This is a genomic window from Brachymonas denitrificans, from assembly GCF_907163135.1.
Lineage (GTDB): Bacteria > Pseudomonadota > Gammaproteobacteria > Burkholderiales > Burkholderiaceae_C > Brachymonas > Brachymonas denitrificans_A.
Genome location: NZ_CAJQUA010000001.1, coordinates 1,824,274 through 1,838,032, shown reverse-complemented (window position 1 = coordinate 1,838,032; position 13,759 = coordinate 1,824,274). Strand labels below are relative to the sequence as shown.

General features: G+C 65.7%; 14 protein-coding genes. 11 read left to right on the top strand and 3 right to left on the bottom strand.

Annotated features, from left to right (window positions below; all coding sequences use genetic code 11):
- Positions 1-13: 13 nt before the first annotated feature.
- From KKQ75_RS08540 to KKQ75_RS08530, 3 genes are all read left to right on the top strand, one after another.
- A complete protein-coding gene (locus KKQ75_RS08540; protein ID WP_213361541.1) occupies positions 14-688 on the top strand; it encodes a ParA family protein in 675 nt (224 codons plus the stop codon).
- A gap of 165 nt (positions 689-853) precedes the next feature.
- The gene (locus KKQ75_RS08535; protein WP_213361539.1) at positions 854-1,447 is read left to right on the top strand and encodes a malonic semialdehyde reductase; all 594 of its coding nucleotides are present in this window, start codon (positions 854-856) and stop codon (positions 1,445-1,447) included.
- 13 nt (positions 1,448-1,460) lie between these two features.
- A complete protein-coding gene (locus KKQ75_RS08530; RefSeq protein ID WP_213361537.1) occupies positions 1,461-2,228 on the top strand; it encodes a sulfite exporter TauE/SafE family protein in 768 nt (255 codons plus the stop codon).
- 73 nt (positions 2,229-2,301) lie between these two features.
- On the opposite strand, the gene trmL is transcribed toward KKQ75_RS08530, so the two are convergent.
- Complete coding sequence (gene trmL / locus KKQ75_RS08525; protein WP_213361535.1) at positions 2,302-2,769, bottom strand: tRNA (uridine(34)/cytosine(34)/5-carboxymethylaminomethyluridine(34)-2'-O)-methyltransferase TrmL; 468 nt, start codon at positions 2,767-2,769, stop codon at positions 2,302-2,304.
- Positions 2,770-3,023: 254 nt separating this feature from the next.
- Here trmL and KKQ75_RS08520 point away from each other — a divergent pair, with 254 nt between their 5' ends.
- The 6 genes from KKQ75_RS08520 to KKQ75_RS08495 all read left to right on the top strand — a co-directional run bounded on the left by KKQ75_RS08520 (position 3,024) and on the right by KKQ75_RS08495 (position 10,676).
- The gene (locus tag KKQ75_RS08520; protein WP_213361531.1) at positions 3,024-3,707 is read left to right on the top strand and encodes a TetR/AcrR family transcriptional regulator; all 684 of its coding nucleotides are present in this window, start codon (positions 3,024-3,026) and stop codon (positions 3,705-3,707) included.
- An 82-nt stretch (positions 3,708-3,789) separates the two neighbouring features.
- Positions 3,790-5,586 carry an acyl-CoA dehydrogenase C-terminal domain-containing protein gene (locus KKQ75_RS08515; RefSeq protein WP_213361524.1) on the top strand — a complete coding sequence of 599 codons (1,797 nt, stop codon included), beginning with the start codon at positions 3,790-3,792 and terminating at the stop codon, positions 5,584-5,586.
- A gap of 100 nt (positions 5,587-5,686) precedes the next feature.
- Positions 5,687-6,124, top strand: coding sequence for a DUF2147 domain-containing protein (locus KKQ75_RS08510; protein ID WP_213361517.1), 438 nt, complete (start codon positions 5,687-5,689; stop codon positions 6,122-6,124).
- Between the two features lie 91 nt (positions 6,125-6,215).
- Positions 6,216-8,615: a 3-hydroxyacyl-CoA dehydrogenase/enoyl-CoA hydratase family protein gene (locus tag KKQ75_RS08505; RefSeq protein WP_213361516.1), complete on the top strand. Its 2,400-nt coding sequence runs from the start codon at positions 6,216-6,218 to the stop codon at positions 8,613-8,615.
- Between the two features lie 19 nt (positions 8,616-8,634).
- Positions 8,635-9,831 carry an acetyl-CoA C-acyltransferase gene (locus KKQ75_RS08500; RefSeq protein ID WP_213361515.1) on the top strand — a complete coding sequence of 399 codons (1,197 nt, stop codon included), beginning with the start codon at positions 8,635-8,637 and terminating at the stop codon, positions 9,829-9,831.
- 80 nt (positions 9,832-9,911) lie between these two features.
- Entirely contained in the window at positions 9,912-10,676 is a 765-nt protein-coding gene (locus KKQ75_RS08495; protein WP_213361514.1) for an enoyl-CoA hydratase, read from the top strand.
- Between the two features lie 3 nt (positions 10,677-10,679).
- Here KKQ75_RS08495 and hemG read toward each other — a convergent pair whose 3' ends face one another.
- Positions 10,680-11,207, bottom strand: coding sequence for a menaquinone-dependent protoporphyrinogen IX dehydrogenase (gene hemG / locus KKQ75_RS08490; protein ID WP_213361513.1), 528 nt, complete (start codon positions 11,205-11,207; stop codon positions 10,680-10,682).
- 96 nt (positions 11,208-11,303) lie between these two features.
- On the opposite strand from hemG, the gene KKQ75_RS08485 reads away from it, so the two are divergent.
- Entirely contained in the window at positions 11,304-11,807 is a 504-nt protein-coding gene (locus KKQ75_RS08485; protein WP_213362731.1) for a thioesterase family protein, read from the top strand.
- Between the two features lie 13 nt (positions 11,808-11,820).
- Here the strand turns inward: KKQ75_RS08485 and KKQ75_RS08480 are convergent, their stop codons facing one another.
- On the bottom strand, positions 11,821-12,792 hold the full coding sequence (locus tag KKQ75_RS08480; RefSeq protein ID WP_250131042.1) for a ComF family protein: 972 nt from the start codon (positions 12,790-12,792) through the stop codon (positions 11,821-11,823).
- On the opposite strand from KKQ75_RS08480, the gene KKQ75_RS08470 reads away from it, so the two are divergent.
- On the top strand, positions 12,791-13,741 hold the full coding sequence (locus KKQ75_RS08470) for a biotin synthase (protein ID WP_213361510.1): 951 nt from the start codon (positions 12,791-12,793) through the stop codon (positions 13,739-13,741). The genes KKQ75_RS08480 and KKQ75_RS08470 overlap by 2 nt on opposite strands.
- Positions 13,742-13,759 lie beyond the last annotated feature (18 nt).

Sequence of the window (13,759 nt, the reverse complement as noted above, 5' to 3'; positions counted from 1 at the left end):
GGAGGTCGTTTCCATGCCAGTCGTCGTTGTGATCAACCCCAAGGGGGGAGTCGGCAAGTCCACGGTGTCCACCAACGTGGCGGGGTATTTTGCGTCCAAGGGCGCCCAGGTGATGCTGGGTGACGTGGACAAGCAGCAGACCTCGCGCTGGTGGCTGGAACACCGCCCGGCCCATGCCAACCCCATCCTTCCCTGGGACATCGACGACGAGCACAAGCTGAAAGTGCCCAAGGGCGTGACGCATGTGGTGCTCGACACCCCCGCCGGTCTGGACGGCAAGGCACTCAAGGAAGTGCTCAAGCTCGCCACCAAGGCCATCGTGCCGCTGCAGGCCAGCGTGTTCGACATGCACGCCACGCACGAATTCCTGCGCGACCTGGCCGACTACAAGAAGGCCGCCCGCATCGACATCGGCCTGCTGGCCATGCGCGTCAAGGACAACACGCATTCCTTCCAGCACCTGCAGGACTTCTGCAAGGAGCTCCCGTTCCCGCTGCTGGGTGCCGTGCGCGATACGCAGAACTACGTGCACCTGGCCGCCCAGGGCCTCACCCTGTTCGACGTGACGCCCGGCCGCGTGCAGCGCGACCTGCAACAGTGGGGGCCGATCACGCGCTGGCTGGACGAGCCGGCCCGGCCGCAAACGGGCACGGGCAAGCACGCCTCGGATCCGAACGCCTGGTACTGATTGCGGCAGGCGGGCAGGGCGGCATACGGCGTCCGGCGCTGGCCGGTTCCGCAGCCGTATCGCCCGGATGCCCCTACGCCGCTGCGGGGATGTCGGCAGGGCGTCGTGCGCAAGCGCGAAGCCCCTGCGCATACTGCAGGTTTTGTCACTGATTCCGCACGACCCATGTCTTCCAACCGCCTGAATGACGCCGCCCTGGCGCAACTGTTCCTGGATGCCCGCACCGCCAACGGTTTTACCGATGAGCCGGTAGCGCCCGAGTTGCTGCAGCAGATCTACGATCTGGCCAAGATGGGGCCCACTTCGATGAACTGCCAGCCCGCGCGCTATGTGTTCCTGACCACGCGCGAGGCACGCCAGCGCCTGCTGCCCTTCCTGATGGAGGGCAACAAGGCCAAGACGCTGGCGGCCCCGGTCTGCGTGATTGTCGCCACCGACACACGGTTCCATGCACACATGGACAAGACCTGGCACGACCCGTCCGGCCAGCAGCTGTTCGCCGGCAACGAGGCGCTGGCTGCCGCCACGGCACAGCGCAACGGCACGCTCTCGGGTGCCTACTTCATGCTGGCCGCACGCGCCCTGGGGCTGGACTGCGGCCCGATGAGCGGTTTCGACGCCGCCGGCGTCAACCGCGAGTTCTTCCCGGATGGCCGCTTCCAGGCCAACTTCCTGCTCAACCTGGGCCATATCGACAACAGCAAGACTTTTCCGCGCAACCCGCGCCTGAGCTTCGACGACGCCTGTCAGGTGCTGTGACCGGTTTGCTGCGATGCCGCTGCCCCTGATCACCGACTGGCATTTCTACGCCTTCGCCATCCCCGCCGTGCTGCTGCTCGGCATCAGCAAGAGCGGCTTCGGCGCCGGCTTCGGCTCGCTCGCCGTGCCGCTGATGGCCATGAGCGTGAGCGTGCCCAAGGCGGCTGCCATTCTCATGCCCTTGCTGCTGGTGATGGACCTGATGGGCATCCACGCCTTCCGGCGTCATGTGGACTGGCCGCTGTTCAGGCGGCTGATTCCCTGGGCGCTACTGGGCACGGTCATCGGCACCGTGCTGTTCGGCTATCTGAGTGCGCCGGTGGTGGCGGGCATCGTCGGCATATTGACCCTGCTGTTCCTGGCGCAGCGCCTGCTGTTCCCGCCGCGTGCCGACAGCCCGGCGCCCCCGCACTGGCTGGGCCATCTGCTGACGACCACATCCGGTTTCACCAGCTTCGTGGCGCACGCCGGCGGGCCGCCGCTCAATGCCTACGTGATTCCGCTCAGGCTGCCGCCGCTGCTGTTCACCGGCACCATGGCCTATATGTTCTTCATCATCAACCTGAGCAAGTGGGTGCCGTACGGCTTTCTCGGCCTGCTCAACTGGGAGAATCTGGGCACCTCGCTGGCGCTGTTGCCGTTTGCGCCGATCGGCGTGTTCATCGGCGTGCGCATCGCGCACCGCATTGATCCGCTGTGGTTCTACCGGCTGGTGTACGCGGGCATGTTCCTGACCGGCTGCAAGCTGGTGTGGGATGGCGCGAAACATCTGATCGGGTGATCCGCCATTGCTTCGCGCGTTGCGGCTGAGGCAGGCGAACGGTCACAGCGTGTCCGGGCGCCAGGCTTGTCTGTCAGCGCGTGGCAAATCCGCACTGCCGCCACGCCTCATACACCACCACCGCCACCGCATTGCTCAGATTGAGGCTGCGCTGCCCCGGCAGCATGGGCAGGCGCAGCCGCTGTCCGGCGGGAAACTGATCGCGGATTTCCGGCGGCAGACCGGCCGTTTCGCAGCCAAAGACCAACCAGTCGCCCGGCTGGAAGTGAACGTCATGCGCCGGCTGCGACCCCTTGGTGGTGAGCGCAAACAGGCGTGCGGCATCGGGCTGCGCATCCCGCAGAAAACTGCTCCAGTCCGCATGCCGCTGCACGCTGGCGTACTCGTGGTAGTCCAGCCCGGCCCGGCGCATCTGCTTGTCTTCCATGCTGAAGCCCAGCGGCTCGATTAGGTGCAGCTGGCAGCCCGTGTTGGCCGACAGGCGGATCACGTTGCCGGTGTTGGGCGGAATCTCGGGGTGGACCAGGACGATGTGGAACATGGGCCGCAAGTGTACGCCAGCCGGTGATGTAGACCAAAAGGGTGGGCTAACCCCATCCCCCGCACGGCCGTACGTGCTTTACCATCGCATCCTGGATCACTGTTACATCTCGCATGTTGTATCTGCACAAGCCGTGGGCAGTGTCCTGGACGTCATCCCGATGCAACGCGAGCAGATCGGGACAAACCCTGAATTTCGCGGTTGGCGTTCATAAATAGCACGACCGTTCGCATTCTTTGTTATAGTCTCCAGCCATGTCCAACCCCAAGCACCTTTCTTCGCAAACCGCTGACAGCGCCGACGGCGCCAAGCGACGCGTCCTGCAAAAAGGTCAGCAGACCCGTGCGGTGCTGCTGGACGCAGGCCTGTCGCTGGCCAGCCAGCTCGGCCTGGAGGGCATCAGCATTGGTGCCCTGGCGGAAATGGTGGGCATGAGCAAGTCCGGCGTGTTTGCCCATTTCGGCTCGCGCGAAGATTTGCAGATTGCCATCGTGGACGAGTACTACCGCCGTTTCGAGCATGAGGTGTTCCAGCCCGCGCTGGAAGTGCCGCGCGGCCTGCCGCGCGTGCGCGCCATGTTCGAAAACTGGATCCGCCGCGTGACCGAGGAGGAAGTGCAGTCCGGCTGCATCTTCATCAGCGGTGCGGTGGAATTCGATGACCGCGAGGGCCCGGTGCATGACGCGCTGCAGCGCGCCATCAATACCTGGCTTGCCGCCCTGCAGCGCGCCGTCGAGCAGGCCAAGCAGGAGGGCCACCTGCGCCCCGATGCCGATGCCCTGCAGATGGTCTTCGAGGTGCACGGACTGATTCTGTCCGCGCACTACGAAGCCCGCTTCCTGCAGAACCCGGCTGCCATCGACCGCATCCATCGCGGCTTTGAACGAATCGTGGCGTATTACGCCTCGCCCGCTGCTGCCCCTGGCAGCGGCACCTGACAGTGCGTGCGTGCAGCCGGGCTGGCCGGATGGCACCACGTTTGGATTGATCGACCCGCATACAGCAACAGGAGACTGAACGATGCCTACTTACAACCCGCCGCTGCGCGACATGCAATTCGTGCTGCACGAGGTCTTCAACGTGACCGAAGACTTCCGGCAGATGCCTGCCTTTGCCGAGGTGGATGCCGACACCATCAATGCCGTGCTGGAAGAGGGCGGCAAGTTCGCCTCCCAGGTGATTCAGCCGCTGAACATCAGCGGCGACACCGAAGGCTGCACGCTGGACAAGGCGACCCATGAGGTGACGCCGCCCAAGGGCTACAAGGAAGCCTACCAGCAGTACGTCGAAGGCGGCTGGCCGGCGCTGAGCTGCGATCCCGAATTCGGCGGCCAGGGCCTGCCTGCCACCATCAACGGCTGCTTCTACGAGATGCTCAACGGCGCCAACCAGGCCTGGACCATGTACCCCGGCCTGAGCCACGGCGCCTACGAAGCCATGCTGGCCCACGGCACCGACTGGCAGAAGAAGGTCTATCTGCCCAAGCTGGTGAGCGGCGAGTGGACCGGCACCATGTGCCTGACCGAGCCCCACTGCGGTACCGACCTGGGCCTGCTGCGCACCAAGGCCGAGCCCGAGGCCGACGGCAGCTACCTGATCAGTGGCGAGAAGATCTTCATCAGCGCCGGCGAGCACAACATGGTGGACAACATCGTGCATCTGGTGCTGGCCCGCCTGCCCGATGCGCCGGCCGGCAGCAAGGGCATCAGCCTGTTCGCCGTGCCCAAGTTCAATGTCGATGCCGAAGGCAATATCGGCGAGCGCAACGGCATCTACTGTGCCGGCCTCGAGCACAAGATGGGCATCCACTCCAACGCCACTGCCCAGCTGGTGCTGGACAAGGCACGCGGTACCCTGATCGGCCAGCCGAACAAGGGCCTGCAGGCCATGTTCGTGATGATGAACGCGGCGCGTCTGGGCGTGGGCAACCAGTCCCTGGGCCTGACCGAAGTGGCCTACCAGAACGCCCTGGCCTACGCCAAGGACCGCATCCAGATGCGCAGCCTGTCTGGCGTGAAGGCCAAGGACAAGCCGGCCGACCCGATCATCGTGCACCCCGATGTGCGCCGCATGTTGCTGACGGCCAAGGCCTATGCCGAAGGCGGCCGTGCCCTGAGCGTGTACGCAGGCATGTTGCTCGACAAGGAGCACAACCACCCCGACGAGAAGGTGCGCAAGGACTCCGGCGAAATCCTGGCCCTGCTGACTCCGATCGTGAAGGCCTTCCTGACCGAGAACGGCTTCAAGGCCACGGTGGAATGCCAGCAGGTGTTCGGCGGCCACGGCTACATCAAGGAATGGGGCATGGAGCAGTTCGTGCGCGATGCCCGCATCAACATGATCTACGAAGGCACCAACACCGTGCAGGCGCTGGACCTGCTGGGCCGCAAGGTGCTGGGCAACCAGGGCGCCACGCTGAAGAAGTTCGGCAAGGAAATCGCCGTGTTCATCGAATCCGAAGGCGTTAACGAGAAAATGGCCGAGTTCATCAACCCGCTCGCCATGCTGGCTGACCAGATGACCAAGTTCACCACCGAGATCGGCTTCCGCGGCTTCCAGAACGCCGACGAAGTGGGTGGTGCGGCATTCGACTACATGAAGGTCGCCGGCCATCTGGTGTTTGCCTACATGTTTGCCCGCATGGCCCAGGTGGCCCTGCAGAAGATCGCCGAAGGCAATACCGATCCGTTCTACCAGGGCAAGCTGCAGACGGCACGTTTCTACTTCGCCAAGCTGTTCCCCGAAACGCTGACGCTGATGAAGACGGCGCGCAACGGCGTGAAGGTGCTGCTGGATACCGACGCGGCCCTGGCCTGATCGATCACTGCCGCAGGCGGGCGCACGCCTGCCTGCGGAGCGCTTCCCCTTTCCCTTTCCATCCCCCACCACACCACAGACATATTTCCAGGAGACAAGGATGAAAAAGATCACCACTTTCGCACTCGGCCTGCTGCTGGCCGGCGTTTCCTTCGCTGCCGACATGACGCCCGTGGGCACCTGGCGCAGCGTCGACGACAAGACCGGCGCGGCCAAGGCCCAGATTGTCATCAGCGACAAGGGCGGCGTGCTCACCGGCCGCATCGAGAAGCTGCTGCGCAAGGAGGCTGACCCGAACGCCGTCTGCGAGAAGTGCACCGATGACCGCAAGGGCAAGCCCATGGTGGGCCTGGAGATCATCCGCGGTGCCAAGAAGGCCGAGGGCAAGGACGTGTGGGAAGACGGCAAGATTCTTGACCCCGAAAGCGGCAAGAACTACACGCTGCGCCTGACCCCGAAGGACGGCGGCAGCAAGCTGGATGTGCGTGGCTCGGTGCTGGGCATCGGCCGTACGCAGACCTGGGTGCGTGTGAAGTAAGGCCGCGCCCCTGACACAACCGACAACCGACTGCCGGAGCCGGTGCTGCAGCATGGGCTGACAGCCCGCCCGGCGGATCAGAAAGAGAGCCATGTCCCGATTCCAAGTGAAGAAAGTCGCCGTACTGGGCGCCGGCGTGATGGGCGCGCAGATCGCCGCCCACCTCGTCAACGTGAAGGTGCCGGTGGTGCTGTTCGACCTGCCGGCCAAGGAAGGCCCGAAGAGCGGCATCGCCCTCAAGGCCATCGAGAACCTGAAAAAGCTCAAGCCCTCGCCGCTGGGCGTGGCCGACGATGCCGAGCTGATCCAGCCGGCCAACTACGAAGAACACATGGGCCTGCTCAAGGACTGCGACCTGGTGATCGAGGCGATCGCCGAGCGTATGGACTGGAAGACGGACCTGTACCACAAGATCGCGCCGCACGTGGCGCCGCACGCCATCCTGGCTTCCAACACCTCCGGCCTCTCCATCACCAAGCTGAGCGAGGCGCTGCCCGAGAGCATCCGCCCGCGCTTCTGCGGCATCCACTTCTTCAACCCGCCGCGCTACATGTATCTGGTGGAGCTGATCGCCACCCCGGGCACGCAACCGCAGATTCTGGACGACCTGGAAACCTTTGCCGTCAGCGTGCTGGGCAAGGGCGTGGTGCGCGCCAAGGACACCCCCAACTTCATCGCCAACCGCGTCGGCATTTTCGGCATGCTGAGCACCATGGTCGAGGCCGAGAAGTTCGGCCTGACCTATGACGTGGTGGATGACCTGACCGGCAAGAAGCTGGGCCGCGCCGCCTCGGGCACTTTCCGCACCGCCGACGTGGTGGGTATCGACACCATGGCGCACGTGATCAAGACCATGCAGGACAACCTCTCGGAAGAGAGCGACTCCTTCTACCGCCACTTCGGCACGCCGGGCGTGGTGGCCAAGCTGATCGAGAAGGGCAACCTGGGCCAGAAGACCAAGGCCGGCTTCTTCAAGAAGGTCGGCCGCGACATCCTGCGCTACGACCTGGCCGAAGACGAGTATGTGCCGGCCGGCGAGAAGAGCGACGAGGTGTATGGCCGCATGCTGAAGAAGCCTGCCGCCGAGCGCCTGAAGCTGCTGCGCAATGCCGAGGGCAACCAGGGCAAGTTCGTCTGGGCCGTGCTGCGCGACCAGATGCACTACGCCGCCGTGCACCTCAAGGACATCGCCCACAACGCCCGCGACGTGGACTTTGCCATGCGCTGGGGCTACGGCAGCAAGCAGGGCCCGTTCGAGCTGTGGCAGGAAGCCGGCTGGCTCGACGTGGCCAAGATGATCCAGGAAGACATCGAGAAGGGCGAAACCCTGAGCAGCCAGCCGCTGCCGGACTGGGTGTTCAACGGCCCGGTGGCAGAGCGTGGCGGCGTGCACCAGCCCGAAGGCTCATTCAACCCGACCACGGGCGCCTTCGAGCCGCGCTCCAGCCTGCCGGTGTACCAGCGCCAGCACTTCCCCGAGAACGTGCTGGGCAGCCAGGCGGCCGATCCGGCCACCGCAGGCAAGACCATCCACGAAGACGGCGCCGTGCGCCTGTGGACGCTGGATGACGAGGTGCTGATTGCCACCATCAAGACCAAGATGCACACCATCAGCCCCGACGTGGGCGAGGGCCTGGCGCAGGCGGTGGAACTGGCCGAGAAGGAATACCAGGGTCTGGTGATCTGGTCCAACGACGAGTGGTTCAGCGCCGGCGCCGACCTGCAGACCGTGCTGCCCGCCTTCATGGCCGGCGGTGCCATCACCGTGAACGGCATGGAGCAGGAGCTGCAGGAACTGATGCTGCGCCTGCGCTATGCCCAGGTGCCGACCATTGCCGCCGTGCGCGGCCTGGCGCTGGGCGGCGGCTGCGAAATGGCCGTCTACAGCAGCGCCCGTGTGGTCGCCATGGAAAGCTACATCGGCCTGGTGGAAGTGGGCGTGGGCCTGATCCCGGGTGCCGGCGGCCTGACCTACATCGCCCGCCGCGCCGCCGAAATGGCCGAAAAGAGCACCGGCAAGGACCTGCTGCCCTTCCTGACCGAGGGCTTCACCAGCGCCGCCATGGCCAAGGTCGGCACCAGTGCGCTGGAAAGCCGCAAGCTCGGCTACGTGCTGGACAGCGACGTGATCGTGGCCAACAAGGACGAGCTGCTCTACGTGGCGATCCAGCAGGCCAAGGCCATGTTCCAGATGGGCTACCGCCCGCCGCACAAGCGCCTGTTCAAGGTCGCCGGCCGCGACGGCATCTCAACCATCAAGGGCTCGCTGGTCAACATGCGTGACGGCGGTTTCATCAGCCAGCACGACTACGACATTGCCGGCATGATCGCCCACATCGTCTGCGGCGGCGACGTCGACCCCGGCACGCTGGTGAACGAGGACTACCTGATGCAGCTCGAGCGCGAGGCCTTCACCACGCTGCTGGGTCATCCCAAGACGCAGGATCGCATCATGTACATGATGAACACCAACAAGCCGCTGCGCAACTGAGCGAGGACAGAGAATCACCATGAGCAAGCAAATGCAAGACGCTTACATCGTTGCGGCAACCCGTACCCCCATCGGCCGCTCGCACAAGGGCTTTTTCAAGCACACCCGTCCCGAGACGCTGCTGGTCAAGGCAATCCAGTCGGCCCTGGCCCAGGCGCCAGGCCTGGATCCGAACAGCATCGAGGACGTGATCTGCGGTTGTGCCATTCCCGAAGCCCAGCAGGGCCTGAACGTGGCCCGCATCGGCGCCGTGCTGGCCGGCCTGCCGACCAGCGTGGGCGGCATCACCGTGAACCGCTTCTGCGCCTCCGGCCTGAGCGCCGTGGCCATGGCAGCCGACCGCATCCGCGTGGGTGAAGCCGACGTGATGATCGCCGCCGGTGTGGAAAGCATGAGCATGGTGCCCATGATGGGCAACGCGCCGTCGCTGCACCCGGACATCTTCAAGAGCGATGACGTGGGCATTGCCTACGGCATGGGCCTGACGGCCGAGAAGGTCGCCCAGCAGTGGAAAGTGAGCCGCGAGGCGCAGGATGCCTTCGCGGTCGAGTCGCACCGCCGCGCCATCGCCGCCATGCAGTCCGGCCAGTTCAAGGACGAAATCACCCCGATCGAGATCGAAGAGCGCAATCTGGACTTGGCCAGCGGCAAGGTGAATATCAGCACGCGCACCGTCGATCTGGACGAGGGCGCCCGTCCGGATACCACCCTGGAAGGCCTGGCCAAGCTGCGCACCGTGTTTGCCGCACGTGGCACCGTCACGGCCGGCAACAGCTCGCAGACCAGCGATGGCGCCGGTGCGCTGATTCTGGCCAGCGAAGCCGCGGTGAAGAAGTACAACCTGCAGCCGCTGGCGCGCTTCGTCAGCTTCGCCAGCAAGGGCGTGCCGCCGGCCATCATGGGCATCGGCCCGATCGAGGCGATTCCGGCGGCGCTGCGCTATGCCGGCCTGAAGCAGGAAGACATCGACTGGTACGAGTTGAACGAGGCGTTTGCCGCGCAGTCGCTGGCCGTGATCAACACGCTGGGCCTGGACACCGCCAAGGTCAACCCGATGGGCGGCGCGATTGCGCTGGGCCACCCGCTGGGCGCCACCGGTGCCATCCGCTCTGCCACCGTGGTGCACGCGCTGCGCCGCAACAAGCTCAAATACGGCATGGTCACCATGTGCGTGGGCATGGGGCAGGGTGCTGCGGGCATTTTCGAGCGCGTGTAAGTACACTGGCTGTACGCGCCCCGCATCTGGCACGGGCTGGAGGCGGGGCGTTGTTGTCTGTCTTCCCAGAAAGCAATTCCATGAGCGACATCCTGTTCCATACCGAAAACGGCCTGGCCACCATCACCTTCAACCGCGTCGAAAAGAAGAATTCCTTCACTGCCGCCATGTATGCGTCCATGGCGCAGTTCCTCGAGCAGGCCGCGCAGGACGACGCCGTGCGCGTGGTGGTGTTCCAGGGCCATCCCACGGTGTTTTCGGCCGGCAACGACATTGCCGACTTCCTGCACAATCCGCCTTCCACACCGGAGGCACCGGTGTTCCAGTTCCTGCAGCAGATCAGCGCCTTTCCGAAGCCGGTGGTGGCCGCCGTGGCCGGCCCGGCGGTGGGCATCGGCACCACGCTGCTGTTCCACTGCGATCTGGTGTACGCCGGCGACAACGCGGCCTTTGCCATGCCCTTCGTGAACCTGGGTCTGTGCCCGGAGGCCGGCTCCAGCTTGCTCGCACCGCGCCTGATGGGCCATGCGCGCGCTTCCGAGGCACTGCTGCTGGGTGAACCGTTCCAGGCCGAAGCCGCGCTGGAAATGGGCCTGGTCAACCGCATCGTGCCGCCGACCGAAGTGAATGCACTGGCCCAGCGCCAGGCCGCCAAGCTGGCCGGCAAGCCGATGTCTTCGCTGCTGGAAACCAAGCGCCTGCTCAAGCAGACGCAGGCCAGGGACATTCAGGTGCGCATGGCGGAGGAAGCCAGCAGCTTCGGCCGCATGCTGCAGGAGCCGGCGGCGAAGGAGGCGTTCACGGCATTCATGGAGAAGCGCGCACCCGATTTCAGCAAGTGCTGATCCTTACTGCTCCGCCAGCTTGCGCCCGAAGGCCTCCACCTGCGCCCAGTCGGTAAAGTCCGTCACCGAGCGCGGGTCGGTCGGGCCCTTGGTCATCCACATGATGAAGCGGATCACGTTGCGGTCCAGCGTGCCGAGTTGCGGGTAGTTGATCTTGCCGCCGAACACGCCGACCAGCGCCGGCTTCCACGGCACCTTGGCCAGGAACTTGCGCGTGTAGGGGTTGGTCTCGGCGGTCTGCTTGGCCGGCTTGCGCGCCACGGCATTGACGGCATAGAAGGCCGTCGGCTTGCTGGCAAGCAGGGCGGCATGGCGCTCGACAAATGCGTACAGCGCCGGCCGGAAATGGCCGTAGCGGATGCTGGCGCCGATCACGATCTGGTCATAGTCAGCCAGCGGCAGTGCGGGCGTTTCTTCCAGCCGGATCAGCTCGGGCGCATGGCCGCTGGCTGCCAGCTGCGCGTGCAGGCGGCGACCGATTTCCAGCGTATGGCCATCGACAGTGGAGCAGGTGATCAGAATACGTTTCATGAAACAGGCCGCCAAGGCAGCGAACAGGAAAGGCCGCGCACGCGCCGCCTACAATTTGACACAATGGCAATCATACCCATGCAGGACATCTCCACCATGACCACGAGCCTCCGACCCCTTTCCTTTGACCAGTTGGCCCAGGTGGAGCTGGAGGACGCGTTTGTGCGTGCCTCGGTCGAGATCTTCGAGGAGCGGATCACCTTCAACAAGGTGCTCGGCCTGCGCGCCACGCTCTGCACCCCGCTGGTGAGCGAAGCCGTGCTGGAGATGCGCCCCGAGCTGATCGGACATTATGGCCACAATCGCATCCACGGTGGCGTGATCAGTGCCTCGCTGGATACGGTGGCCGGCCTGGCGGTGATGAATGCCATCGGTGCGCGCTATGCCCATGAGCCGGTGGAGCAGCGCCTGCAGCACTTCTCGCGCCTGGGCACCATCGACCTGCGCGTGGACTACCTGCATCCCGGCATCGGCACGCGCTTCCGCATGCGTGCCGAGGTACTGCGGCTGGGGGCCAGGCTGGCCAGCACGCGCATGGAGTTTCTGTCGGAAGAGGGCAAGGTGCTGTCGCTGGGGACGGCCTCTTACATCGTTTCCTGAGGCGAGACCCGGTTCAGGGGAGTGGCACCACGGCCGGGCTGGCGCCGGGTTGTGGCGGCGGGCGCTCGAAGCCCGGCTTTTCGGTGCGCGCCAGCACCACGCCCACCACGGTCGCACAGCCGGCACGCTGCAGGGCGAGCGCGGCTTCCTGCAGCGTGCTGCCGCTGGTCATCACGTCGTCGATCAGCACGGCCCGTGCGCCATACAGGCGCGGTGCGTGCAGTGCCTTGGCGGCAAAGGCGCCTTCCAGGTTGCGCAGGCGCTCTTCCAGCGGCAGTGTGCTTTGCGCCACCGTATGCCGGGTACGCACCAGCCAGTCGTGACGCAGGCGGGCGAGCTCCGGGGCCAGTCCGTATCTGCGTGCAATCTGGCGCCGCAGGGCGCGGGCCAGCAACAGCGTCTGGCTGAAACCACGCTCGGCCAGACGCTCGCGGTGCAGCGGCAGCGGGACCAGCACGTCGCACTGCCGGATCGCTGCCGCGATGCCTGGCTGGGCCGCCATGCGCTCGGCCAGCGCCGGGGCCCAGCCGGGCTGCCGGCCGAACTTGAAGGCGTCGATGCAGCCCTGCCAGGGCCACTGGTAGGAAAGGGCGGCGTGCACGGCATCCAGACCATCGAGAGGTTCGGCCAGACAGTCGTCGCAGAGTGGGGGCATCATGGCAGCCGACGCAGCCGACGCAGCCGACGCAGCCGACGCAGCCGACGCAGCCGACGCAGCCGACGCAGCCGATGCAGCCGATGCAGCCGATGCAGCCGATGCAGCCTCAGCGGGCAAGCGGATGGCGCACCCGGCACAGCGCAACACTGGCTGTCCCTGTCCGGCAATGCACTCGCTGCAGATCAGCTCGCGCGGCCAGCCATGGCAGACCGCGCAGCGTGCGGGCAGCCGCAACTCGCCGGCAAGGCGCTGCAGCCAGCCCTTGCGCGCGGCCGGGTGCAGGCGCAGCGGGCGGGAGTTTTCATCCTTTTCTGGAACAATGTTCATGCCCGAACTATATACTCCGCGATCAGTGAAACCGAGCACCACGCCCCCTTCCATCGACCCCGTCGCTGCCCGCCGCTGGCAGCAGTTATCCCTGCCGCACAGCCCCTGGCTGCATGAGGAAGTCGCGCGCCGCATGGAGGAGCGCCTGCAGTGGATCACGCTGCAACCTGCCAGCTGGCTGCACTGGCAGCCGCTCAAGGGGGGCACGCAGGCGCATGCGCTGCTGCAGCAACGCTACCCGCAAGCCACGGCCTGGGCGATCGAGCCCGACGCGGCTCCTGACGTGCAGTCCCTCCTGCAGCAGCGCCTGGAGTCCTCCCAGGGGCAATCCGGCTGGCTGGAACGTACCCTGTCGCGCCTGCGTGGCCAGCGTCTGGGCACCCGGACCGATGCGATTGCCCCCGGCAGCATCGACATGCTCTGGGCCAACATGGCGCTGCATGGCGCTGCCGATCCGCAAGCGCTGCTGGCGCAATGGCGCAGCCTGCTCGCGGTGAACGGTTTCTTGATGTTTTCTGCGCTCGGCCCTGATACCCTGCGCGAAATCCGCGATCTGTACCAGCGCCTCGGCTGGCCGGCGCCCACGCACCAGTTCACCGACATGCACGACTGGGGCGACATGCTGGTGCAGGCCGGTTTTGCGGAGCCGGTGATGGACATGGAGCGCATCACGCTGACGTTCAATTCGCCCGAGCGGCTGCTGCAGGAGCTGCGCGAGCTGGGACGCAACGTGTCGGTGGAACGCGGCAGCCTCACGCGCGGGCGCCATTGGCTGCGCGAGCTGCACCAGGCACTGCGCACGCTGGAGCGCGAAGGCAGCATCCCGCTGACCTTCGAGGTGATCTACGGCCACGCGCTGCAGCCGGAGCCGCGCCACAAGGTGGTGGAAGGCACCACTGCCATCCCGCTGGACCAGATGCAGCAGATGCTGCGCAAGCCGCGCGGCTGATCCGGCTGGGGCAACGGC